General features: G+C 38.6%; 21 protein-coding genes. 18 read left to right on the forward strand and 3 right to left on the reverse strand.

Annotated elements, in window-relative coordinates; all coding sequences use genetic code 11:
- Nucleotides 1-41 precede the first annotated feature (41 nt).
- Entirely contained in the window at nt 42-1,073 is a 1,032-nt protein-coding gene (locus tag IGI47_RS05785; protein WP_438783607.1) for an ETX/MTX2 family pore-forming toxin, read from the reverse strand.
- A 496-nt stretch (nt 1,074-1,569) separates the two neighbouring features.
- Here IGI47_RS05785 and IGI47_RS05790 point away from each other — a divergent pair, with 496 nt between their 5' ends.
- From IGI47_RS05790 to IGI47_RS05850, 13 genes are all read left to right on the forward strand, one after another.
- Entirely contained in the window at nt 1,570-2,406 is an 837-nt protein-coding gene (locus IGI47_RS05790; RefSeq protein ID WP_438783608.1) for a transporter substrate-binding domain-containing protein, read from the forward strand.
- 12 nt (nt 2,407-2,418) lie between these two features.
- Nucleotides 2,419-3,108 carry an amino acid ABC transporter permease gene (locus IGI47_RS05795; protein WP_311931119.1) on the forward strand — a complete coding sequence of 230 codons (690 nt, stop codon included), beginning with the start codon at nt 2,419-2,421 and terminating at the stop codon, nt 3,106-3,108.
- 12 nt (nt 3,109-3,120) lie between these two features.
- Complete coding sequence (locus tag IGI47_RS05800; RefSeq protein ID WP_438783610.1) at nt 3,121-3,855, forward strand: amino acid ABC transporter ATP-binding protein; 735 nt, start codon at nt 3,121-3,123, stop codon at nt 3,853-3,855.
- 186 nt (nt 3,856-4,041) lie between these two features.
- A complete protein-coding gene (locus tag IGI47_RS05805; protein WP_081134733.1) occupies nt 4,042-4,569 on the forward strand; it encodes a YqeG family HAD IIIA-type phosphatase in 528 nt (175 codons plus the stop codon).
- Complete coding sequence (yqeH, locus tag IGI47_RS05810; protein ID WP_438783611.1) at nt 4,566-5,675, forward strand: ribosome biogenesis GTPase YqeH; 1,110 nt, start codon at nt 4,566-4,568, stop codon at nt 5,673-5,675. The genes IGI47_RS05805 and yqeH overlap by 4 nt, the downstream gene beginning before the upstream one ends.
- A gap of 15 nt (nt 5,676-5,690) precedes the next feature.
- On the forward strand, nt 5,691-6,002 hold the full coding sequence (yhbY, locus tag IGI47_RS05815) for a ribosome assembly RNA-binding protein YhbY (RefSeq protein WP_053108905.1): 312 nt from the start codon (nt 5,691-5,693) through the stop codon (nt 6,000-6,002).
- Nucleotides 6,003-6,011: 9 nt separating this feature from the next.
- The gene (locus tag IGI47_RS05820; RefSeq protein ID WP_025479907.1) at nt 6,012-6,662 is read left to right on the forward strand and encodes a nicotinate-nucleotide adenylyltransferase; all 651 of its coding nucleotides are present in this window, start codon (nt 6,012-6,014) and stop codon (nt 6,660-6,662) included.
- Nucleotides 6,652-7,239: a bis(5'-nucleosyl)-tetraphosphatase (symmetrical) YqeK gene (gene yqeK, locus IGI47_RS05825; protein ID WP_005877814.1), complete on the forward strand. Its 588-nt coding sequence runs from the start codon at nt 6,652-6,654 to the stop codon at nt 7,237-7,239. The genes IGI47_RS05820 and yqeK overlap by 11 nt, the downstream gene beginning before the upstream one ends.
- A gap of 21 nt (nt 7,240-7,260) precedes the next feature.
- The gene (gene rsfS / locus IGI47_RS05830; protein ID WP_438784452.1) at nt 7,261-7,620 is read left to right on the forward strand and encodes a ribosome silencing factor; all 360 of its coding nucleotides are present in this window, start codon (nt 7,261-7,263) and stop codon (nt 7,618-7,620) included.
- 1 nt (nt 7,621) lies between these two features.
- Nucleotides 7,622-8,362 (forward strand): class I SAM-dependent DNA methyltransferase, encoded by a 741-nt coding sequence (locus IGI47_RS05835; protein ID WP_438783613.1) that lies wholly within the window; start codon nt 7,622-7,624, stop codon nt 8,360-8,362.
- Nucleotides 8,363-8,532: 170 nt separating this feature from the next.
- The gene (locus IGI47_RS05840) at nt 8,533-9,687 is read left to right on the forward strand and encodes a nucleotidyltransferase (RefSeq protein WP_311931114.1); all 1,155 of its coding nucleotides are present in this window, start codon (nt 8,533-8,535) and stop codon (nt 9,685-9,687) included.
- 119 nt (nt 9,688-9,806) lie between these two features.
- Nucleotides 9,807-10,526, forward strand: a complete 720-nt coding sequence (locus IGI47_RS05845) for a YebC/PmpR family DNA-binding transcriptional regulator (protein WP_005877837.1) — start codon at nt 9,807-9,809, stop codon at nt 10,524-10,526.
- Nucleotides 10,527-10,929: 403 nt separating this feature from the next.
- A complete protein-coding gene (locus IGI47_RS05850; protein WP_005877839.1) occupies nt 10,930-11,568 on the forward strand; it encodes a hypothetical protein in 639 nt (212 codons plus the stop codon).
- 217 nt (nt 11,569-11,785) lie between these two features.
- Here the strand turns inward: IGI47_RS05850 and helD are convergent, their stop codons facing one another.
- Entirely contained in the window at nt 11,786-14,062 is a 2,277-nt protein-coding gene (gene helD, locus IGI47_RS05855) for an RNA polymerase recycling motor HelD (RefSeq protein WP_438783615.1), read from the reverse strand.
- Between the two features lie 200 nt (nt 14,063-14,262).
- Here helD and IGI47_RS05860 point away from each other — a divergent pair, with 200 nt between their 5' ends.
- The 5 genes from IGI47_RS05860 to IGI47_RS05880 all read left to right on the forward strand — a co-directional run bounded on the left by IGI47_RS05860 (nt 14,263) and on the right by IGI47_RS05880 (nt 22,046).
- Nucleotides 14,263-16,047: a heavy metal translocating P-type ATPase gene (locus IGI47_RS05860; protein ID WP_438783616.1), complete on the forward strand. Its 1,785-nt coding sequence runs from the start codon at nt 14,263-14,265 to the stop codon at nt 16,045-16,047.
- Between the two features lie 96 nt (nt 16,048-16,143).
- A complete protein-coding gene (locus tag IGI47_RS05865; protein WP_002287649.1) occupies nt 16,144-16,323 on the forward strand; it encodes a 2-hydroxymuconate tautomerase in 180 nt (59 codons plus the stop codon).
- 325 nt (nt 16,324-16,648) lie between these two features.
- Nucleotides 16,649-18,589, forward strand: coding sequence for a threonine--tRNA ligase (thrS, locus tag IGI47_RS05870; RefSeq protein ID WP_438783618.1), 1,941 nt, complete (start codon nt 16,649-16,651; stop codon nt 18,587-18,589).
- A 182-nt stretch (nt 18,590-18,771) separates the two neighbouring features.
- Complete coding sequence (locus IGI47_RS05875; protein WP_438783619.1) at nt 18,772-19,620, forward strand: MurR/RpiR family transcriptional regulator; 849 nt, start codon at nt 18,772-18,774, stop codon at nt 19,618-19,620.
- A 272-nt stretch (nt 19,621-19,892) separates the two neighbouring features.
- Complete coding sequence (locus IGI47_RS05880; RefSeq protein ID WP_311931108.1) at nt 19,893-22,046, forward strand: peptidoglycan D,D-transpeptidase FtsI family protein; 2,154 nt, start codon at nt 19,893-19,895, stop codon at nt 22,044-22,046.
- A gap of 100 nt (nt 22,047-22,146) precedes the next feature.
- Here the strand turns inward: IGI47_RS05880 and IGI47_RS05885 are convergent, their stop codons facing one another.
- The gene (locus IGI47_RS05885; RefSeq protein ID WP_438783621.1) at nt 22,147-22,956 is read right to left on the reverse strand and encodes a Cof-type HAD-IIB family hydrolase; all 810 of its coding nucleotides are present in this window, start codon (nt 22,954-22,956) and stop codon (nt 22,147-22,149) included.
- Between the last annotated feature and the right edge of the window lie 156 nt (nt 22,957-23,112).

Raw genomic sequence — 23,112 nt, forward strand, 5'->3', positions numbered from 1 at the left:
TTTTGTTAAAGAGAACGTACATGCTTTTTTATTTGTTTTGATTATTTTGCTAATTCATCAATAGAAAATGTTTTTGTTTCAATTGGCTCACCCTTGTCTGCAGCACTTCTACCCGTAATATTGTAAGTATTTCTTACTAATTCTGTTGCTTGACGTACAGTATAAGTTGCTTTACCCAGGTTGCGATCCAACTGAGAGTTTGTTTGGATTTTATATTGGTTACGAATGTTGGAAGTGAAAGGTGCATAACGACTAAGGTCCATTCCATCAAGATAAGACTCGTCAGTTGCATCAGGGAAACGTGTGATTAATCTATCATACTCTTTTATTGCTTGATCCACAGGCAACCCCTCTACACCTGATATAGACTGAACGTATTTGTAGGGCACAGCTCCATAAGCATTATAATCTAATTCAGCACTCCCAGTAAATGCTTCCCGTTTGATTCCCCATTCAACTAAGTAAATTTGATTAGGGGCTAACTCAATTGAATCTTCCGCTGTATGAAATGTTAGTTGAGTATTAACAGTCTGTGGATCTATAGATGAGTAATCAAACTCAGCTTTAACGTTCATTTTTCCAGTACTGAAAGGAACGGTAATCTCTCCCTCTACTACTTTTGGAATTCCAGCCACTTTTGAGCTTATTGTGGTAACCGTATTATCTGCGGTATACTGAAATGCGGGGATGTCCTGATTTTGGATATGATTGTCGTTATTAACGAAAATTTGGCTATCTAGTACAGCATATTCTGTTTTTGAAGCAGTTATATCATCATTTATAGTTACCTTTTCGCTAAGATTCACCGCAGGATCATGTTGACCATTCATACCTACATATTCTGGCCAACTAATTTCTTGATTCAAATACATTAAGTGAGATAGCTTATGAGAAAATCCTCTAAATTCAGCGAGTGTCCGTGCTCGAACAGAAGAAAATACTGGGGTTGTCTGAGTAATTTCTTGGGAAGAAGCTGTTCCCTCTAAATTTTGATCTATAGCGCTCACGGGTGTAGTTGCTAAAATAGTTGATGCCAAAATAGCTGTTACTCCTAGTAAATTGATTGTCTTCATATAAATGCTCCTTTTTTATAGTATAGTTTGTTCTGATGAAGCCTTTTCATAGATAAAAATAAAGTTATTGTTATTTTATTTGATCCACCCCCGATAATTGGATTATCACTATCATTTTTTAATTCAGTTTATTCTGATTCCTTGCTGTTTTGATCGCTTTTTCATCGCAATTAAATTAGTTTTTGATGAGTGATGATTATATTGTATTAGATTTAGTTTAGAATATGATTAATTTGTATAGTATTACAACATTTTTAATTTTAATTAATTTCGTTATTTTAAATGTATTTTTCTGACCTGCTTTTTCTGATAGCTAATCTTTTGTTATCGGTTTCATCTGCATTTGTTTGTTTATGCAACAATAGGCGTATACATTCATTTTAAAAACCATATTCTGCATTTTTATTTAATAAATATACAAAAAAGTGCTTTTTTTGAAATTTTCATGCTATAATAACTTCACTGAATAGAAAGTTTTGTATTAGGAGGAAATAAAATGAAAAAAATCACAGGTATCATTGTTACAGCTTTAGCTTTATTTGCTTTAGGAGCATGTGGAAGTAGCGGGGGTTCTTCTTCTAGCTCTTCTGATAAATCAGACAATCAATTAGCAGCGATCAAAAAAAGCGGTGTCTTGAAAGTTGCGACATCTGCCGATTACGCACCATTTGAATTCCATACAATGGTGGATGGAAAAGATAAAATCGTTGGTTCTGATATCGATCTAGTCAATGAGATCGCTAAGGAATTAGGAGTCAAAGCTGAAGTTTCTGATATGAGTTTCAATACTGTACTTGCTTCATTGAAAGAAGGTAAATCGGATATTGCGATTTCTGCCATCTCTGCTACTGATGAAAGAAAAGAACAGTTTGACTTTACGGATAATTACTACAATCCACCACAAGTTATTGTCATCAACAAAAAGAATAAAGATACTTACACAAGTACTGATGCATTGAAAGACAAAAATGTCGGTGCCCAAAAAGGTTCGATCCAAGAAGATGTTGTAAAGACACAGATTGAGGGTTCTAAACTAGTAACGATCGATAAAGTGCCAAATATGGTAGTGGAAGTGAACCAAGGATCATTAGATGCGATGGTTGTAGAAAAGACGATTGCGGAATCATATATCGCTCAAAATCCTGATTTGACAATTGCTGATATTACGCTTAAACCATCTGCTGATGAAGCATTTGCGATTGTATTACCAAAAGGCAGCAGTGACTTGCAAAAAGAATTGAATACCATCATCAAAAAGTTGAACGATGAAGGAAAAGTCGAAGAATTTATTAAAAAGAACAATGAACTAGCTGAAAAAACAGCTACAGAATAGAGGGTATAAAACGTGAACTTTTCATTTTTAGATAAATATCTCCCGTACTTTGTTTCTGGTACGGGAATCACGATCATTATTTCGATTGTCACAGTTGTCCTAGGAACACTGATTGGTTTAGTTATGGCTTTGATGAAACTATCAAAAAACAAACCATTGAATTGGATAGCTAATATTTACATTGAAGTATTACGGGGCACACCGATGCTTTTACAAATCATGATCGGTTTTCTGCTACTACAAGGTTTCTTTCCTTCAAAAAGTGTAGAACTAGGCGTGCTGACTGTAGATCTAGGAAGATTACTTCCGGGGATGATCGTATTGTCTTTGAACTCTGGAGCATACGTTGCTGAAATCATTCGTGGAGGTATCATGGCTATCAATTACGGACAGACAGAAGCATCTTATTCTTTAGGACTACGTCCAGCACAGACGATGCGTTATGTGATTCTTCCACAGGCATTGAGGAACATCTTGCCGCCATTAGGGAATGAATTTATTACATTGATCAAGGATTCCTCTTTGCTAACTGCGATTGGGATCAATGAATTGATGGGCGCAGCACAGATCGTCATTTCAAACTCATATATCCCTTTAGAGCCTTATTTCGTAGCAGCGGCCGTTTACTTCGTCATGACGTTCGTTACTTCTCGTTTATTGAATTTATGGGAGAAAAAACTTGGTAAAGGCTACCAGAGATAGGAGTAAAGCACAATGAGTGAAGCATTGATCAAAATCAGTCATTTAAATAAAAAATTTGGGGATAATGAGGTATTGAAAGACATATCTGCCGAAATCGTTCCAGGTGAAGTTGTCGTGATTTTAGGACCGTCTGGCTCAGGGAAAAGCACATTACTGAGATGTGTCAATCTATTAGAAGTACCAACTACAGGCAAGATCGAATTTGAAGGAGCAGATATCACCGATAAGAAAAATGATATTTTTAAGACTAGAGAAAAAATGGGCATGGTTTTTCAACAATTCAATCTTTTCCCTAATATGACAGTCTTGCAGAATATCACATTATCTCCAATAAAAGTAAAAAAATTATCAAAAGAAGCAGCAGAAAAGATTGCCAAAGACTTATTGGGAAAAGTCGGGCTTTCTGATAAGGCTGATGCATACCCACAATCTTTATCAGGTGGGCAGCAACAAAGGATCGCCATCGCACGTGCTTTGGCCATGCAACCAGGTGTGATGCTTTTTGATGAGCCGACTTCTGCGCTTGATCCTGAAATGGTTGGTGAAGTACTAGAAGTGATGCAAAAACTAGCAAAAGAAGGCATGACTATGGTGATCGTTACTCACGAAATGGGCTTTGCTAAAGAAGTGGGAGACCGGATCATTTTCATGGATGGCGGTGTCATAGTAGAAGAAGGCACACCAACTGAAGTATTTGAACATACAAGTAATCCTAGGACAGCGGACTTTTTATCCAAAGTCTTATAAAGATAAAGAAATAGCTACGAGTGGTCTTCTAGTCAAAGGGAGAGCAGCTCGTAGTTTTTTCTTTTAGGTACATTTATTCCAAAACGATTCAGGTATAGAGGTAGTTTTTTTTTAACATTTGCAGTATAATATAGTGTTGAGGAGTACGTTTCGTGCTCCTTCATTTTTTGCAGATGAGGAGACAACATGTTTTCAAATTATAAACCAACATGGATGGTGGATGCCATCTACAAAATTACCCCTGCACAATTAAAAAAACTGGGGATCAAAGCTGTTTTAACTGATTTGGATAATACATTGATTGCTTGGAATAATCCAGATGGCACAGAAGAATTGCTCGATTGGATTTTAGAGATGAGAAATGCTGGTATCCCAGTTGTTGTAGTTTCAAATAACAACTCGGAGCGTGTTGCACGCGCTGTTGATAAGTTCGAACTGATGTATGTGGCAAGAGCCATGAAACCACTCGCGCTAGGAATCAACAATGCAAAGAAAAAACTAAATCTTTCAGATGATGAATTAGTGATGGTCGGCGACCAAATCATGACAGATGTCAGAGGGGCGAATCGAGCGGGAATCCGTAGTATTTTAGTGAAGCCCATCATCGATACGGATAGCTGGAAAACACGATTCAATCGTTTTTGGGAACGTAAAATCATGGCCTATTTATTAGCACACAATCCTGATATGGGCTGGCGAGGTGGAATTGAATGAACGAAGAACTACAATGTATCGGCTGTGGAGCGGTGATCCAAACCGAACATCCTAATGAGTTAGGGTATACACCAAAAGCGGCATTAGAAAAGGGCTTAGTATCTGGCGAGGTCTATTGTCAACGATGCTTTCGCTTGAGACATTATAATGAGATCCAAGATGTATCCTTAACAGATGATGATTTCTTGCGATTATTGAACGAACTAGGACAAAAAGACGCATTGATCGTCAATGTAGTCGATATTTTTGATTTTAACGGTTCACTGATTCCAGGGCTGCATCGCTTTGTGGGCAATAATCCAGTATTATTAGTTGGAAACAAAGTGGATATTTTACCAAAATCTTTGAAAAAACCAAAAATGATCCAATGGATGAAAGAACGAGCATTTGAAGCTGGCTTACGTCCTGTTGAGGTCCTATTGACTAGTGCCAAAAAAGCGAATGAAATGGAAATGTTGCTGGAAAAAATCGAAGAATACCGTGAAGGACGAGATGTCTATATCGTTGGTGTGACAAATGTTGGAAAATCAACGTTGATCAATCAGATCATCAAAAATACAGCAGGTGTCCAAGATGTCATCACGACTTCTCAGTTCCCCGGAACTACTTTAGATAAGATCGAGATTCCTTTGGATGATGGACACTTTTTGGTTGATACTCCAGGAATCATCCATCGCCATCAAATGGCTCATTATTTAGGAAAAAAAGATCTAAGGATCATTGCGCCAACTAAGGAAATCAAACCTAAAGGCTATCAACTGAATGAAGGACAGACCCTTTTCTTAGGCGGATTAGCGAGATTTGATTTTATCAGCGGCGAACGTGGCTCTTTTATTGCTTATGTGTCGAATGATGTGAATCTACATCGAACAAAATTGGAAAAAGCGGATGAATTCTATGAAAAACACGTAGGTGGTTTATTGCAACCGCCTCGCCCTGATGAAGTAGCAGCATTTCCAGAACTTGTCCGTTTTGAATTTTCTGTCAAAGAGAAAACGGATATCGTATTTGCTGGTTTAGGCTGGATCACTGTTACGCAACCTGCTGTCGTAGCGGGTTGGGCGCCTAAAGGGGTAAATGTAATGAAAAGAAAAGCATTGATTTAAGGAAGAAGGAACGATATGAGTCTAAGAGGAAAACAAAAACGTTTTTTACGTAGTAAAGCCCACCATTTACAACCAATTTTTCAAATAGGAAAAGGTGGAATCAATTCAGCAATGATGGTGCAGATTGCCGAAGCACTTGAAAAAAGAGAGTTGATCAAAGTTTCCTTATTGCAAAATACGGATGAGATTGCTGAGGATGTGGCAAAAATTTTAGAAGAAGAAGTAAGATGTGAAGTTGTTCAGATCATCGGTCGGGTCCTTGTTTTATATAAACCTTCTTCCAAGGAAAAATATCAACGTATATCGAAAGAAGTTAGAGCAATTTAAGGAGTGACGATAATGAAATCGCAAGCGAAATCTTTTGTCCGTTCCCAAGTGTTTCCTCAAGCAATGCCACAAATTTTCGAGAAACGAAAGCAAGTAGGCATTCTTGGGGGAACGTTCAACCCTGTCCATCTTGCTCATTTAGTTATGGCGGATCAAGCAGGTAAAAATCTAGGTTTGGATGAAGTTTATTTGATGCCGTCTTATCAACCACCACATGTGGATGAAAAAAAGACCATCGATGCTTCCCATCGCTTAAAGATGCTTGAACTTGCGATAGCTGATAATCCCTTTTTAAAAATAGAAACGATCGAATTGACTCGAAAAGGTAAGAGCTATACGTATGATACCATGAAGGCATTAACTCAAAACAATCCAGAAACGGATTATTATTTTATTATCGGTGGCGACATGGTAGAATACTTACCTAAATGGTATAAAATCGATGAATTAGTCACAATGGTAAACTTTGTCGGGATTCAGCGTACCGGTTATACGACTGAGACACCATATCCTGTCATCTGGGTAGATGTACCTGAAATCGATATTAGTTCAACGAAGATACGACAAAAGATCCAACAAGGTTGTTCTGTTCGTTATCTCGTTCCTGATAAAGTGATTGACTATATCCAGAAAGAAGGGTTATATCAAGATGAACTATAGTGAAGAATACACGGGTTATTCAAGAGAGATATTGATGCAAAAAATCCAGATGAGAATGAGTGAACGTCGGTTCAAACATGTCCTGGGTGTAGAAGAAATGGCAATTGCATTGGCAGAAAAATACGGCTGTTCTCCTGAAAAAGCGAGTATCGCTGCGCTGACCCACGATTACGCAAAAGAACGCCCAGATGATGAATTCATATTAGTGATCAAAAGAGATGGTTATGATACAGCATTACTGGACTATGGCAATGCGATCTGGCACGGTGTTGTGGGAGCTTCTTTTGTTGAAAGAGAACTTGGTATTACAGATGAAGAAATCCTTCATGCCATACGTGTTCATACTACGGGAGCGGCAAAAATGTCTCTGCTGGATAAAATCATCTATGTGGCTGACTACATTGAACCCGGTCGTGTATTTCCTGGTGTGAAAGAAGCACGTGAACTTGCTTTGATCGATCTTGATGAAGCTGTAGCGTTTGAAACCAAGCATACATTGGCTCATCTCATTGAACAAGAACAACAAATTTATCCCAAAACAATTGAAACATATAATCGTTGGGTGGCTCAAAAATAATAGCTGCTCTATTAGGAGGAAATTATTATCAATAGCAAAGAACAATTACAGATCGCTGTCAAAGCAGCAGATTCAAAACGAGCAGAAGACATCATTGCCTTAGATGTTCGTGAAGTTTCTCTATTAGCGGATTATTTCATGGTCTGCTCTGCAAATAGCGAACGTCAAATCAACGCCATTACAGAAGAAATACTTGATAAGGAAGAAGAAAGCAATTACGAAGTAAGAAGAGTTGAAGGAAAAGAAGGTGGAAAATGGATCTTGATCGATCTGGGAGACGTCATTGTCCATGTTTTCCATGCACCTGAAAGAAGTTTTTATAATTTAGAAAAATTGTGGTCTGATGCACCATTAGTCGACCTAACTGACTGGTTAGATTAATATGGCTTATGAAATATTTGCTTTTGTTTATGACGAAGTAATGGATGAAACGCTGTATCAACAATGGCTAGATTTTTCGAAACGCCATTTACCTAAGGATACCCAAAATATTTTGGAGTTAGCTTGTGGAACAGGCGCTTTAGCTGTGGCATTTGCCAAAGATGGTTACCAAGTGACTGGTTTGGACCTATCGGAAGAAATGCTGATGATCGCTAGTCAACGAGCCTATGAAGAAGAAGCTTCTATCCAGTTTGTAGAAGGGAACATGCTTGATTTATCTGAGATGGGCCAGTATCAGGCTATTACTTGTTTTTCTGACTCTCTGTGTTATATGAAGAATGAACAGGAAGTGCAACAAGTGTTCGATGAAGTCTACCAAGCTTTAGAAGACGAAGGAAGATTTTTATTTGATGTCCATTCCATTTACCAAGTGGATACAGTTTTCCCAGAATATAGCTACCATTATCAAAATGATCGATTTGCTTTCTTGTGGGATAGTTACCCAGGAAAAGAAAAACACAGTATCGAACATTTCTTGACATTTTTTGTAGAAGATCCACAAGGATCAGGCACATTCATTCGTGAGGATGAGTTGCACCAAGAGCAAACATATTCTTTAGATAATTATTTGAGGATGCTAGAAAACAGCGGTTTTTCCAAAGTAGAAGCGTATGCTGATTTTACGGATGACCAACCATCTGAACAGACAAAAAGACTATTTTTTGTTGCATATAAAGAATAGAAGTCATAGAAGAAGCCCCGAGTTTCACTAAATAAGTCGGACAATCAGAAAGACTTTATCGTTTTCTGATGGTTCGGCTTACTTTTCGATTTTTGTAGATTAGGAGTATACGGGTACACAATGGTTTGAGTTTAATCATTTGTAGTTATTTTAAGCAAGGTGGGTGAAAGATGAAAGCTTGCGGTATTATCGTAGAGTACAATCCATTCCATAATGGTCATCGCTATCATGCAGATATGGCGAGAAAACAGACAGGTGCTGATATTGTTATCGCAGTCATGAGCGGTAATTTTTTACAGCGAGGAGAGCCAGCCATCTTAGATAAATGGGCGAGAGCGAATGCAGCTCTTGCCAATGGCATTGATCTAGTGATCGAACTCCCGATAGAATGGTCAGTTCAATCAGCAGATTACTTTGCCAGGGGTGCAGTTCGATTATTACAGAAGATTGGCTGTGATTATTTATGCTTTGGTACAGAAGGAGAGCAATCGTTTGATTATCAAGCATTCGGATCATTTGTTCAGGAAAACCAAAAGAGAATAGATCAAGCATTCTTGCAATTAGTGGATCAAACCATGAGCTATCCACAAAAAATGACAGAAGTATTCAATCGACTCTACCCTGAAATGAATTTAGATTTTTCGTCACCCAATCATATTTTAGGTTTGAGTTATGCGAAAGAAAACGCCTGTTATGATCGACCCATGCAGTTAGTACCGATTGCTCGAAAGAATGCGGGATATCATGATCAAGAACTACCAGAACAGCAAATTGCTAGTGCGACGGCCATTCGAAAAGCGTTGAGCGAAAAAAGAGCAATCGATCATTATGTACCAATTGAAACAGCCAAAATTTTTCAGTCTGTCTCGATGCAGACGTGGGAAACCTATTGGGCACTACTCCGTTATCGACTATTGTCTTCAGAAACAGAAGAATTACAAACAATTTATCAAATGACAGAGGGAATCGAAGTGCGACTTATAAAAGCGGCGAAAGAAGCGACGACTTTTGCTGATTTTATTGATTTGGTCAAAACGAAGCGCTATACGTGGACGAGGTTGCAACGTTTAGCTTGTTATACACTGCTAAATATCAAAACGGAAGAAATAAAAAGGCAACAAGCACATCTGTATCTAAATATATTGGGTTCGACAAAAAAAGGACGAGTATTTTTGAAAGAAAAACGAACGCTCCCGCTGTTTGCAAAAATAGGCAAACAGGAAGCACAGGTTGCACATCTTTTAATACGGAGTGATCAAATTTACCAGTTGGCGCCAGGTGTTCAGGAACAAAATTTTGGTAGAAGACCCTATATCTATGAATAAAAAATAGGAAATAGAAAAAATACTTCACAGAAATAGAAAACACAAGTATAATGGAACAGGACATTTTGTGTAACACACAATGATAAAAGAACGATTAAACTAGAAAGCGAAGTGAGAATATGGGACGTAAATGGGCAAACATCGTAGCGAAAAAAACAGCTAAAGATGCAAATAACAGCCGAGTTTATGCAAAATTTGGGATCGAAATCTATGCGGCAGCAAAATCAGGTGACCCTGATCCTCATGCCAATCAAAAACTACGTTTTGTCATTGAACGCGCTAAAACTTACAACGTACCTAAACATATCATCGATCGTGCAATTGAAAAAGCCAAAGGTGCAGGCGATGAAACATACTCTGAACTACGCTATGAAGGGTTTGGCCCAAGTGGTTCAATGGTCATTGTCGACACATTGACAAATAATGTGAACCGTACAGCAGCTGACGTACGTGCTGCTTTTGGTAAAAACGGCGGAAACATGGGTGTTTCAGGGGCAGTTTCCTACATGTTCGACAACACAGCAATTTTTGGTTTTGCGGGTGAAGACGCGGATGAAATCCTTGAATACCTAATGGATAAAGACATTGATGTACGTGATGTGATGGAAGAAGATGGCCAAATCATCGTTTACGGTGAAGTAGCAGATTTCCATGGTATCCAAGAGGCCTTAAAAGAAAAAGGGATCTCTGATTTTTCAATTGCAGAAATCCAAATGATCCCCCAAAATGAAGTAACATTATCTCCAGAAGATCAAGAGACATTTGAAAAAATGATCGATGCGTTGGAAGATCTTGAAGATGTGCAACATGTCTTCCATAATGTAGCTTTAGAAGATTAAGCATAAAAGAGGACGAGACAAAAGTCGTTTTGGTTTGAGAAATTGGAGAGAAAAACGAACAATACGCATTTTGTATTGTTCGTTTTTTTGACATTTCCTAAAAACTTGACTTTTGGGCGCCGTTTATTCGAGCATCCGTACCAAAACTGATTTTTAGATTTGGGCAACATTCTTTTTTTATGTAAAAGAGCAGATGGGACGTTTAAAAAAATGAAATACGTAAGTATAAAAGAGAAGTCTTATATTTTTGCTCAAGGAGGAGCGAACATATAGCACAACGCAACTTTCTGTCGTAATTTCGTATGATTTATTTTCTATTCTTTTTAGTCCTGTGTTATTATTATGTTATAAGTATTATTTGAAAAAATGATACATAGTAATGTGGATGTAGGCGGGGAAGAGTATGGAAGCAAAAATTAGTTTAGAGCCTTTTGAACGTATTTTAAGCGGTTACCAGAAAATCGAAGAACTAGCTGTGAATGTAGCAGATTGTTCGAAATTGGCACAGAAATATGCACGTTATGGGGTAGAAGGCTACCGCTTAGGAAACTATGTCGGAACTGGGTATCTCAATCGTTATCTAGAGTGTATGGTGGATCGTGCACCCATGTTGATATACAAAAGAAATTATTTGATCCCTCTGCTTTTTCGACGTTCAGATTCTGCTTATCAATTATTTGAAGAGGATTATCGAATGGAAGCTTTTTTCCGGTTATTGGAATGGAGCCTTAAACATCAACCAGGGAAAATCTTGATCGAAAAAAATGAAAAGTATGATTTAAAAAAAGCAAAGGTAATCGATAGTGCCTATCTAGCTTTTAGAGTATCGGAGATTCTTGACAGTGGTGGGTACCCCCTCAGTAATTTTCAGACGCTTGAGCAATTCATCGAATGGAATCGAATTTATCGCTTGATTGATAATGGTGGAATCGGTCGTCATAGTAAGCTGTTTGATCCAGAATATCCTGAAAACATGGAAGAGTTGCGAATGATCATCTCTTTAGTTAAATTAAAATATCCGGACACCGAACTCGTGGTTTGATTTCTGTGCTCCTAAAAACCAAATAGAGGCGGTAACAGAAATACTTTTTTGAAAATAAATATTTCTGTTACCGCCATTTATTTGTATTTAGAGCATGGGACAAAACTAAAAATCAGTTTTGCCACAGACTCTCGAATAAACGGTGGGAGCAGAAGCAACTCCTTCTTATTTCTCGGAGTTAAACACTTCTGTCCCAACCTCTCTTCATCTATTCTACTTATAAGTTTATTTTAGTGTAAAGCGCAGAGGACATCGTTTCGATCAGAGGGCTAGTTTCAGATGTCATTACATTCAATTCATGCATTGCGCGGGTACACATCGTATAAAGGACTAACTTGTCTTGGCTTGAGAAAAAGTTTTCTTGATCGATATTCCAGAGATATACACGATCGAATTCTAATCCTTTCGCTAAGAAAGCAGGCAATAAAACGATTTGTCGTTTCATGAAGTCTGTTTCATTTGAGATCAATTGGATCTTTTCTTTTAGGACGCTCGGTAGTTGCTCATAGAGCTGTTCACATTCAGCTTGCGTTTTTCCAATGATCGCCGTGCGCCAATAACGTGTTTTTTCTTGTGCTTGCACAAGTGAGTCAGACAGCCAATTTAAGCGAGCCTCTAAGGAAGTACCTTCCACAATGACTGGGAGCTTTCCTTTGCGAGCAGTTGTTTCCACGTGGTCTTCTTTTGACAAAAAGTGATTAGCAAAATCAGTGATTTCTTTTGTCGAACGGTAACTCGTCGTTAATTGGAAATGAGTGACTTCCTGCTCTTTGAATAATTGGTCAAGTGAACCTGTAATCGTTTCATTACCAAAAACATTTTGATTCAAATCACCACAAAATGTCAAATTCGCTTTCGGATAAACCGCCTGTAAAAGAGCCACCTGTGCAGGAGCGAAATCTTGCATTTCATCAATGAAGATATAGCGTGCTTTTTGTGTGGCGGAGACTGGATACACTTTGCGCATCAACAAGAAGAATAAGACAGCATCTTCTTGCTGCAAGTAACGTTGACGTAGATTTTCTTTTAGTCGCATTGCATGTTCTTGCCACATTTGTGGACTGATGTGATTCTTTGCCAAAACTATTTCTGGAATTGTTTTGATAAAATGCAGGTATTGTTTCGTAATATTGACGAATTGATAATTCATGATTCCGCGATAGATACGGCGGAATCGTTTTTTGACGATTTGATTTGCTAGTTTTTTACGTAAAGAGCGCTCTTTTTGCTCGGTGTATTCTAGATTAGGATCAGTCGCATATAACTCTTGTAATTGTTCTTCTGCCAGATCTTTGACCCATTGTTGACGGGTTTCGTCTTTTTGTAATCCACCCAATTTTTTTAATAATTTTGTTTGTAAGAGCGAAATACGTTGATGTAATGGTAACAGTTCATTGGTTTCTTGGTACCAAGTGCGGATCGATTCTTTTGACAAAATGGTGCGTCCATTGATTTTCATGTCACGAAACAGAGGACCGTAATTTGTGATTGTTTCGATATACGCATCAATGTGATCAATCAACGTCAAACCGCTTTTTAATGTTTTGACTGGATCTTTGTCACCAGATAAAAATCCAGCTTCCTGCTGGTCTTCTTCCAATAAAGTGAATTCAGGGACTAATTGGTCTAAATAGCTTTTGAATGTTTGCGTAGGAACGCCGCTTTCACCTAAAGAAGGCAAGACGGTCGAAATATAATCTGAAAAAAGATGGTTTGGTGAAAACAATAGCACATTTTCAGCTTCAAGCCATTTTCGATTATGGTAAAGTAAAAAAGCAATGCGCTGTAGTAAAGCAGATGTTTTCCCACTACCGGCGATACCTTCGATCAACATGACTTTGCTCTTTGTATCACGAATGATGGCATTTTGTGCTTTTTGGATGGTGGAAACGATATTTTTCATATGTGCGCTTGATGCATCATCTAAAATCTCTAGTAGGAAATCATCATTAATCACTTCAGAGGTATCGACCATCGAAACGATTTTCCCATCTACGATCTTGAATTGGCGTTTCAATAATAAATCAACATTGATCTTTTCAGTATCGGTTTCATAAAAGGCAGGGCCGATTTCTCCTTCATAATAAAGGTTTGCGATAGGCGCGCGCCAATCGATCACGATCGTTTCTTCTGTGAGATCTCGTAATGAAGCAATCCCTAAATAAAGGGTTTCAGCTTCATTTTCTTCTTTAAAGTCAATACGTGCAAAATAAGGGTTCTCTTTCATTACCGCTAGGGTTTGCAGACGTTTTTGCTGTGCTTCGAGTGTATGGTATTTTAAAAGTAGTTCTTGCTCGTGTTGGCGGTATTCAACAGCTGACTCATAAAAAGATTCATTTGAACCGGAACGGATCTTATGGGTAGCAGTCTCTTTCGTGGAATCATTCATTTCCTGTGTGAGCGTTTGTTGTTTATTGTCCAGCAGCTTTTGTTCAAGTTGGATCAAGTGAGTCGTTTCATCCACATGCTGTTGTTCTAGTTGTCTTTCATTCATTTCTTTATGTGCTCCTTCCGCCGTAAATAACGAATTAAAAGTATAGCACAAAAGCTGAAAAAAAGGTACCTTTGTCCATTGATTAGCAGAAGTTGTTTTTGATAATAGAGGATGAGAGTGATAGTTATTTTCATTTAAGAGTAAATAATTCACAAAGTTATGAGGAATCGGTATTCTATACTCTATAGAGGAGTGAGAACATGGCACATTTTAAGAAATTTTTATTAACTGTTTCTATAGGTATTATTGCGCTGATCAGTGAATTTATTTTTAAACAACCGCAGATTGCCTACCTTATCATTGCAGTCACTGGAGGCTTTTTAGCATTTTTTATGTTTCTTGAAATGATAAAGACCCTACGTTCTGGCAAATACGGTGTCGACATCTTAGCAATTACAGCAATTGTCGCCACGTTGATCGTAAGAGAATATTGGGCAAGCCTGATGATCTTAGTCATGCTGACTGGTGGAGATAGCTTGGAAGACTATGCCAATAAAAAGGCAAGTAAAGAACTACAATCTTTATTAGATCGTACTCCTCGCACAGCACATAAACTGGAAGATGGAAAACTAAAAGAGATTGCTGTTGATTCGATCGAAATCAATGACATTATCGTAGTCAAGCCAGGAGAAATCGTTCCGGCAGACGGAAGAGTAGTAAAAGGAGAATCTCAATTTGACGAATCTTCACTGACCGGTGAGGCGAAACCAATCACTAAAGTCGTCGGCGATGAATTGATGTCCGGATCAGTCAATGGGAATGACTCGATCCAGATGCAGATCGAAAAAAGAGCAGCTGACAGTCAGTATCAACTGATCATAAAATTAGTGGAAGAATCAAAAGAAAAGCCGGCTCACTTTGTTCGATTGGCAGACCGCTATGCAGTTCCATTTACACTGATAGCCTATTTGATTGGTGGGATATCATGGTGGTTAAGCAAAGATCCGTTGCGCTTTGCAGAGGTGTTAGTGGTAGCCTCCCCTTGTCCATTGATCTTAGCAGCACCAATTGCGCTAGTCGCAGGAATGAGCCGTTCTAGTAAAAACGGGATCGTTGTGAAGACTGGAACGACTATTGAAAAGTTAGCACGTACCAAAACAGTTGCTTTTGATAAAACGGGGACGATCACAAAAGGTTTCCTTGAAGTCGCTGAGATCCACCCAGAGCCAACCATTACAGAAGATGATTTGTTGATCTATGCTGCAAGTGCCGAGCAGGAATCAGGTCATATTTTGGCGCGCTCCTTACTAAAAAATGTGCCTCACGATCAATTGTTAGCTGTAAGTGATTTGAAGGAAATCACAGGGCAAGGGATACAGGCGATTGTAGCCGATCATCAAGTGAAAATCGGGAGAGCTTCATTTGTTGGCACCAATGAAGTTCAGACAACAAAAACAGCGATCTATGTTGCTATTGACGGTCAATTTGCAGGCACGATCCTTTTTTCAGATACCCTTCGTCCAGAAGCAAAAGAAACGATTCAAGAATTAAAGAAACTTGGTATTTCCGATCTCATGATGATCACAGGAGATGGGCAGGCAATCGCTGAATCAATCGCAGCAGAAGTAGGTCTGACTTCTATCCATGCACGTTGTTTGCCGCAAGACAAACTGAAGATATTGGAACAAATCCCTGAAAAAGATCGGCCCGTTACGATGGTGGGAGATGGCGTCAATGATGCACCTGCTCTAGCCATCGCAGATGTTGGGATAGCGATGGGTGCCCATGGATCGACAGCTGCTAGTGAAAGTGCTGACGCAGTCATATTGAAAGATGATCTAATGAAAGTCACAACAGCAGTAATGATTTCGAAAAGAACGATGCAGGTTGCCAAGCAATCGGTATTGATCGGTATCTTTATCTGTGTCTTTTTGATGCTCGTTGCAAGTATGGGTGTGATCCCAGCTTTATTTGGTGCAGTACTCCAAGAAGTAGTCGATACGGTATCGATCCTCAGTGCATTAAGAGCGAGAAGTGATAGATAAAGTATAGAAAATTCTTTTTACTTCCTTTGTTTTGCGGTATTATCAAGTGGTAGAAAATCTGTTAGTTTCAAGACCAATCATAAGGGAGACGATACAATGCCATTCGTACACGTAGAATTAGTAGAAGGACGTAGTCCAGAACAACTTGAAAATATGATGAAAGATATCACGGAAGCAGTCCACAAAAATACGCAAGCGCCAAAAGAGCACATCCATGTCATCATCAATGAAATGAAAAAAGGAACATATGGCGTAAATGGTGAATGGAAAAAATAAGTCACGTACTTACTTGATTTTTCTTTTTATTAGTGGTTAAATAAACACATAGTTGATTGATGAGAAAGCCAACTGAATTTGAGAGTCTTCGATAAGAGAGGAAAAGCTAGGCTGAAACTTTTCCAGAAGAAAACCAAAGGATGACCACTTTCGAAACCTTTGTCGAAACAAAGGCGGTCGTACCGTTATAACGCTTAAGGAACGTATTGGCGTTCGAAATTAGGTGGAACCACGAATCTTTCGTCCTAGTATCTTGTTTATGAGATGCTAGGACTTTTTTGTTGGAGTTCTCGATCAATCAAAAATCTAAGGGAGGCTATTTATTATGATAAAGATCACTTTTCCAGATGGCGCAGTCAAAGAATTTGAGGCTGGCAGTACTACTGCTGAAATCGCCGAAAGTATTTCAAAAAGTTTAGCTAAAAAAGCTTTAGCCGGTAAAGTCAACGGACAGTTGGTTGACTTGAATCGTGGGATTGAAGAAGACGCAACAATCGAGATCGTTACACCAGACCACGAAGATGCACTATCTTTAGTCCGTCACTCTGCAGCACATTTGATGGCTCAAGCAATGCGTCGATTATATCCAAATATTCATTTTGGTGTAGGCCCTGCAATCGATTCAGGCTTTTATTACGACACAGATAATGGAGAAAACCAAATCAGTGTAGAAGATCTTCCAGCAATCGAAGTAGAAATGATGAAGATCGTGAAAGAAAATCTGCCTATCGAACGACATGTCCTTTCAAAACAAGAAGCGTTGGATATTTTTGCAAGTGACCCTTATAAAGTTGAATTGATCAGTGAATTACCAGAAGATGAAGTAATCACTGCATACCAACAAGGTGAATTCATCGACCTATGCCGTGGACCACATGTTCCTTCAACTGGACGTATCCAAGTATTCAAATTACTATCAGTTGCTGGTGCATATTGGCGCGGAAATTCAAATAATCACATGATGCAACGTGTGTATGGAACAGCATTCTTTGATAAAAAAGAACTAAAAGAATTCATCCGCCTTCGTGAAGAAGCAAAAGAAAGAGATCACCGTAAACTAGGAAAAGAATTAGATTTATTCATGGTTTCGCCAGAAGTAGGATCAGGCTTACCTTTCTGGTTGCCAAAAGGCGCAACGATCCGCCGTACGATCGAACGCTATATCGTTGATAAAGAAGTCAGCTTAGGCTATCAACACGTCTACACACCGATCATGGGGGATGTAGAACTGTATAAGACATCTGGACACTGGGATCATTACCAAGAAGATATGTTCCCACCAATGGATATGGGTGACGGTGAAATGCTCGTTCTTCGCCCTATGAATTGCCCTCACCACATGATGGTCTATAAAAACGCGATCCATTCCTATCGTGAATTACCAATTCGTATCGCTGAACTTGGAATGATGCACCGTTATGAAAAATCAGGTGCTTTGTCAGGCTTGCAACGTGTCCGTGAAATGACGTTGAATGATGGGCATACATTTGTAAGACCAGATCAAATCAAAGACGAATTCAAACGTACGCTTGAGTTGATGGTTGCTGTTTATGCAGACTTCAATATCACAGACTACCGCTTCCGTTTGAGTTATCGCGACCCAAATAATACACACAAATATTTTGATGACGATGCAATGTGGGAAAAAGCACAAGTAATGCTTAAAGCCGCAATGGATGAATTAGAACTTGATTATTTTGAAGCAGAAGGAGAAGCTGCTTTCTACGGACCAAAACTAGATGTTCAGGTCAAAACAGCACTAGGTACAGAAGAAACATTATCAACGATCCAATTAGACTTCTTGTTGCCTGAACGTTTTGAATTGACTTACGTAGGAGAAGATGGTGAAAATACACATCGGCCAGTGGTTATCCACCGAGGAATCGTTTCAACGATGGAACGTTTTGTTGCTTATTTAACAGAAGTATACAAAGGAGCTTTCCCAACTTGGTTGGCACCGATCCAAGCAACGATCATTCCTGTTTCAGTTGATGCACACAGCGACTACGCTTATGAAATCAAAGAACGCCTTCAAATGAAAGGCTTGCGAGTAGAAGTAGACGACCGTAATGAAAAAATGGGGTATAAGATTCGTGCTTCTCAAACACAAAAAGTCCCTTACCAATTGGTTGTAGGAGATAAAGAAGTAGAGGATGCAACAGTAAATATCCGTAAATACGGTAGTAAAGAAACATCCGTAGAAGATCTGAATATCTTTGTAGATGCAATTGTTGCGGAAGTACAAAACTATAGTCGTGAAGGCTAATCAATAGTAGACACAAAAAGCAGCAGAGAAGACGATTTGTCTTACTCTGCTGTTTTTTCCACTAGCGACCACAAGGAATATTTAGACAAAAACTAAAGAAATTTTATACATTGCTGTGCCGCTCAAAAGGCTTAGATATGGTATACTTACATAGACTGTAAGATGAAAAGGATGTGAGATCTATGGGCGTTATTAGCCATATAAAAAGCATGATGGAAGAGTATTCCTCTGCAGAAAAAAAACTTGCAGATTATATTATCAACAATGTAGAAAAAATTCCAACGATGACGGCCAATGAACTAGCTGAATCAGCTGGATTAAGTGCGCCAACAGTCGTTCGATTTTCTAAAAAAATCGGCTATCAAAGCTTGACTGATTTTAAAATAAATATTTCGACAGAACTCCAAACAGGTATCGACGAAGGCTTTAGCGACATCCAACCAAATGAATCCTTTTATTCGATCAAAAATAAATTGGGAAATAATGCGCAAGTGGCGATCAGAGAGACGGTTGACGTCTTGAAAGAAGAAAAAATCCAAGAGGTCGTTCAAAGTTTGGAAGGTGCAGAAACAGTTTTTTTATATGGTGTAGGAGCTTCTTCTCTTGTGGTGGAAGACATCGTGCAGAAATGGTCACGGGTCGGAAAACCGATCATCTCTGAAAAAGATATACATGTGCTACTCCCTCAGTTGGTAAGTAATGAAACGAAAAAAGTGCTGTGGCTGATATCCAATTCTGGCAACACTGCAGACGTGGTTGCAGTAGGAAAGATCGCTAAAGATCTGAGTATTCCAGTAATTGCTTTAACACAATTTGGAACCAACCATTTAAGCAGAATCGCAGATGTCGTCATCCAAACCTCCAGACCAAAAGAAATCACTAACCGAAGTGCAGCAACGAATTCCTTGTTAGCTCAATTCGTGACAATCGATATTATTTTTTATTTGTATATGGCAAAAAATGAACAGTTGAGCGAAAAAGTGGGAAAAACAAGACAAGCAATCAAAGGCTATTTTGAGTCGAAACTATGATTGTGCGAAAATAATAGAAACACAGGTAGTTTTCCACAGTAAAAATAGCACCTGTTGTGTTTCACGGGAATCAGAACGAAAATTATTAAAAAAGCTCTGTTTTTTAACGATTTGAATTATTTGTATTTGTGACGCAATTTAGTTTTGTGAAACAAAAGGAGATTTTTATCTTGAATTTCGTTAAAGAATTTTTTTAGCATAACTTTTTTTCTTTTTTAATTTCAGAAATTTAGGTACAATGAATCGTGAATGTAAGTAGGTAAAAGATAGGAATGATGAAAGATTTTATGAAAAAATTTATGAACAATTCTTGGATGGATAAAATAAAAAAAGGAGCACAGGAACCAAAAAACAAACCATTTCGCCGTTCCCACGTGCCTTTTCGCTTAAATTTTCTTTTTTTCATTATATTTACATTGTTCGTAGCGCTGATTGCTCGACTGGGGTATCTGCAAATCGTCAATGGGGAAGAGATGGAAGCAAAAGTCAAATCTTCATCTACCTTGACGATCCAAACAAGTTCTCCTCGAGGAATGATCTATGATTCAACTGGAAAGGCGTTAGTGACAAATCAAGCAAACCAAGCGATTACCTTTACAAGAGGGACAAAAGTCACGTCAAAAGATTTGCTGGAGGTAGCAACGAAACTCAATCAATTGATCGATGTTCCAGCGGATGAGAATTTGACCGAACGAGATAAAAAAGATTTCTGGTTGGCTGATCCTAAACATTTGAAAGAAGCAACGGAACGACTTTCCGCTAAAGAAAAGCAGTTGGAAACTAGTGAGCAATACAGTGCAACTGTAGACAAGGTCACAAAAGATGAAATCCAATTCAATGAAGAAGAATTAAAAATTGCAACGATTTTTAAACGCATGAATAGTGCCTACGAATTGAATACAGTATTTATCAAAAATTCTGGGGTGACTGACCAAGAACTTGCAGTCGTAGCGGAACACGCTTCAGAGTTACCAGGCGTTTCAACTGGAACGGACTGGACACGTCAATACAATGCGGCAGACTCATTAAAAAGTATTTTAGGCAGTGTTACTACAGAAAAACAAGGACTGCCAGCGGATGAAGCGGATAAATATCTAGCCAAAGGATATTCTCGTAATGATCGAGTTGGTCAAAGTTACCTTGAAAAACAATATGAAGATGTCTTACAAGGTACAAAAACACAATACGAAGTAACTTTAGACAGTGATGGAAATGTCACAAATAAAAAAGAAATCTTTGCTGGCGAAAAAGGGTCTAATTTGATGTTGTCCATCAATGCAGAATTCCAATCGAAAGTGGAGGACATCTTAAAAAATAATTATCAGACACTAGTCAATAATGGGAAAGCGAAATATTCACCGGGTGCTTACGCAGTTGCGATGAATCCTCAAACTGGGGAAGTATTGGCAATGACAGGATTCAGTCATAAAGAAGGGTCGAATGAACTGACAGAAAATGCTTTGGGTACGATCACAAGTGCATTCACACCGGGGTCTGTTGTCAAAGCAGGAACTTTGACCGCTGGTTGGCAAACAGCGGCGATTGCTGGCAATCAAGTGTTGGTGGATGAACCAATCAAACTGCAGGGTTCTGCTGAGAAAAGTTCGGTCTTCAACCGCAGTGGACAAATACCTATCAATGCGGTAAAGGCGCTTGAATTATCGTCAAATACGTACATGATCAAAGTCGCATTAAAAATGCTTGGCTTGGAATATACACCTAACATGGGCTTACCTTCTCTTGATGAGGAAGCAAAAGCCTATGAGGAATTACGTAAAGCATTTAAAGAATTTGGTTTGGGCACAACAACAGGTATCGATTTGCCAAATGAATCTGCCGGTATCTCCCGTTCAGTCGATTTTATGAAGAAATTCAATTCTGACAACGGCGCACAATGGTATTCACCGGGTAACTTCACCGATCTTGCGTTCGGTCAGTTTGATACGTACACGCCGATCCAATTAGCACAGTATGCATCTACGGTGGCGAATGGTGGAAAAAGAATCGAACCTCGTCTAGTGAAAGCTATCTACGGCAATGATGCAGATGGCAATCTAGGAGAAGTAAAAAAAGAAATCGAAACAAAAGTAGCGAACAATGTAGACATTACTGCGGAAGAAATGTCTATTCTTCGTGAAGGATTCCATCAAGTCGTTCACGGAACGGATGGGTATACGACAGCTAAACCTCTGGCTAACGCAAAAATGGATTTGTCTGCCAAAACTGGTACAGCTGAAACAGTGGCAGAAGGGCATCCTGATATCACAACAGTTAACAGTAATATCGTAGCCTATGGTCCAACCGATAATCCTGAGATAGCTATCAGTGTAGTTTTACCAAATCTATTGGATGAAAAAGACCATATGAATTTGACGATTGCTCAAGAAATCATGGATACTTACTATGATATGTTTATGGCGAAATAAAAAAGAGCATCAGAAACTGAAATGAGTTACTCCCTCATATAAAAAAACAATCCTGACTAAAACGTTATTTGACGTTCCAATCAGGATTGTTTTTTTAGTTTTATAAAGCAAGCAAATCCTCAAGGTAAGCTGCTAACCCATCTTCTTGATTGGACAGTTCTGTAACATCATTCGCAATGCCTTTCAATTGATCCGTACCATTTTTCATGGCAACTCCCCATCCAGCGTATTCCAATAATTCAAGATCGTTATGCTCATCACCAAAAGCGATAACATCCTTTTGGTCAATATCAAGATAATTTGCGATACGGTGGACGCCTTTGGCTTTTTCGATCCCTTTTGAGACGATTTCCAAAATGGCCATTGGACCGCCCCAAGTCCGAACATCAACAAATTGACCAAATTGACGAGTCAACTCAGATGAAACCTGTTCGGCATAACGTTTTTCCGTTCTTACTAGTAATGAAGTGGGATTAGTCGTCAGGTTCTGTGGGGACAGTAGATTTTGTGGGCTAGGTTTTGCAGAAGCAAAGATCTTTGCATCAAAAAAATCAAAGCTGTCAATAAAAAAAGTTTCACGATTCTCAGCGGCGATAAACTCTAAGTTCAACTGGCGTTTTTGAGCCAAGATATCAAAAACAATTTGTTTATCGATTAAGGTTTCTTTTTCTTGTGCCCAATGTTTGTTTGGGATATGGACCAGAGCGCCATTAAAATTGACCATAGGCGTAGTTAGTCCTAATTGTTGATAATATTGATAACTCATTCTAAAAGGTCGCCCGGTAGCAATGCTGACATGGTGACCAGCTGCCACGGCTTTCTTTAACGTATTTTCGGTTTTAGAAGTGATCAGTGATTCTTGATTCAAAGTAGTTCCATCTAAATCAATTGCAATGAGTTTTTTATTCAAAAATGTCATTCCCTTCAAAGCGATGTTTGTTTAAGTCTAGCATATTTTAGTGAATAAACAAGATACAACTTAGGTCAGATAAAAGCGGATACGAAAAAAATAACTTAATGTTCCTAGATTGAAAGTACATACGAAGTAAAACACGAACATTATTCT

The organism is Enterococcus sp. AZ191, assembly GCF_051713845.1.
Classification (GTDB): domain Bacteria; phylum Bacillota; class Bacilli; order Lactobacillales; family Enterococcaceae; genus Enterococcus_B; species Enterococcus_B durans.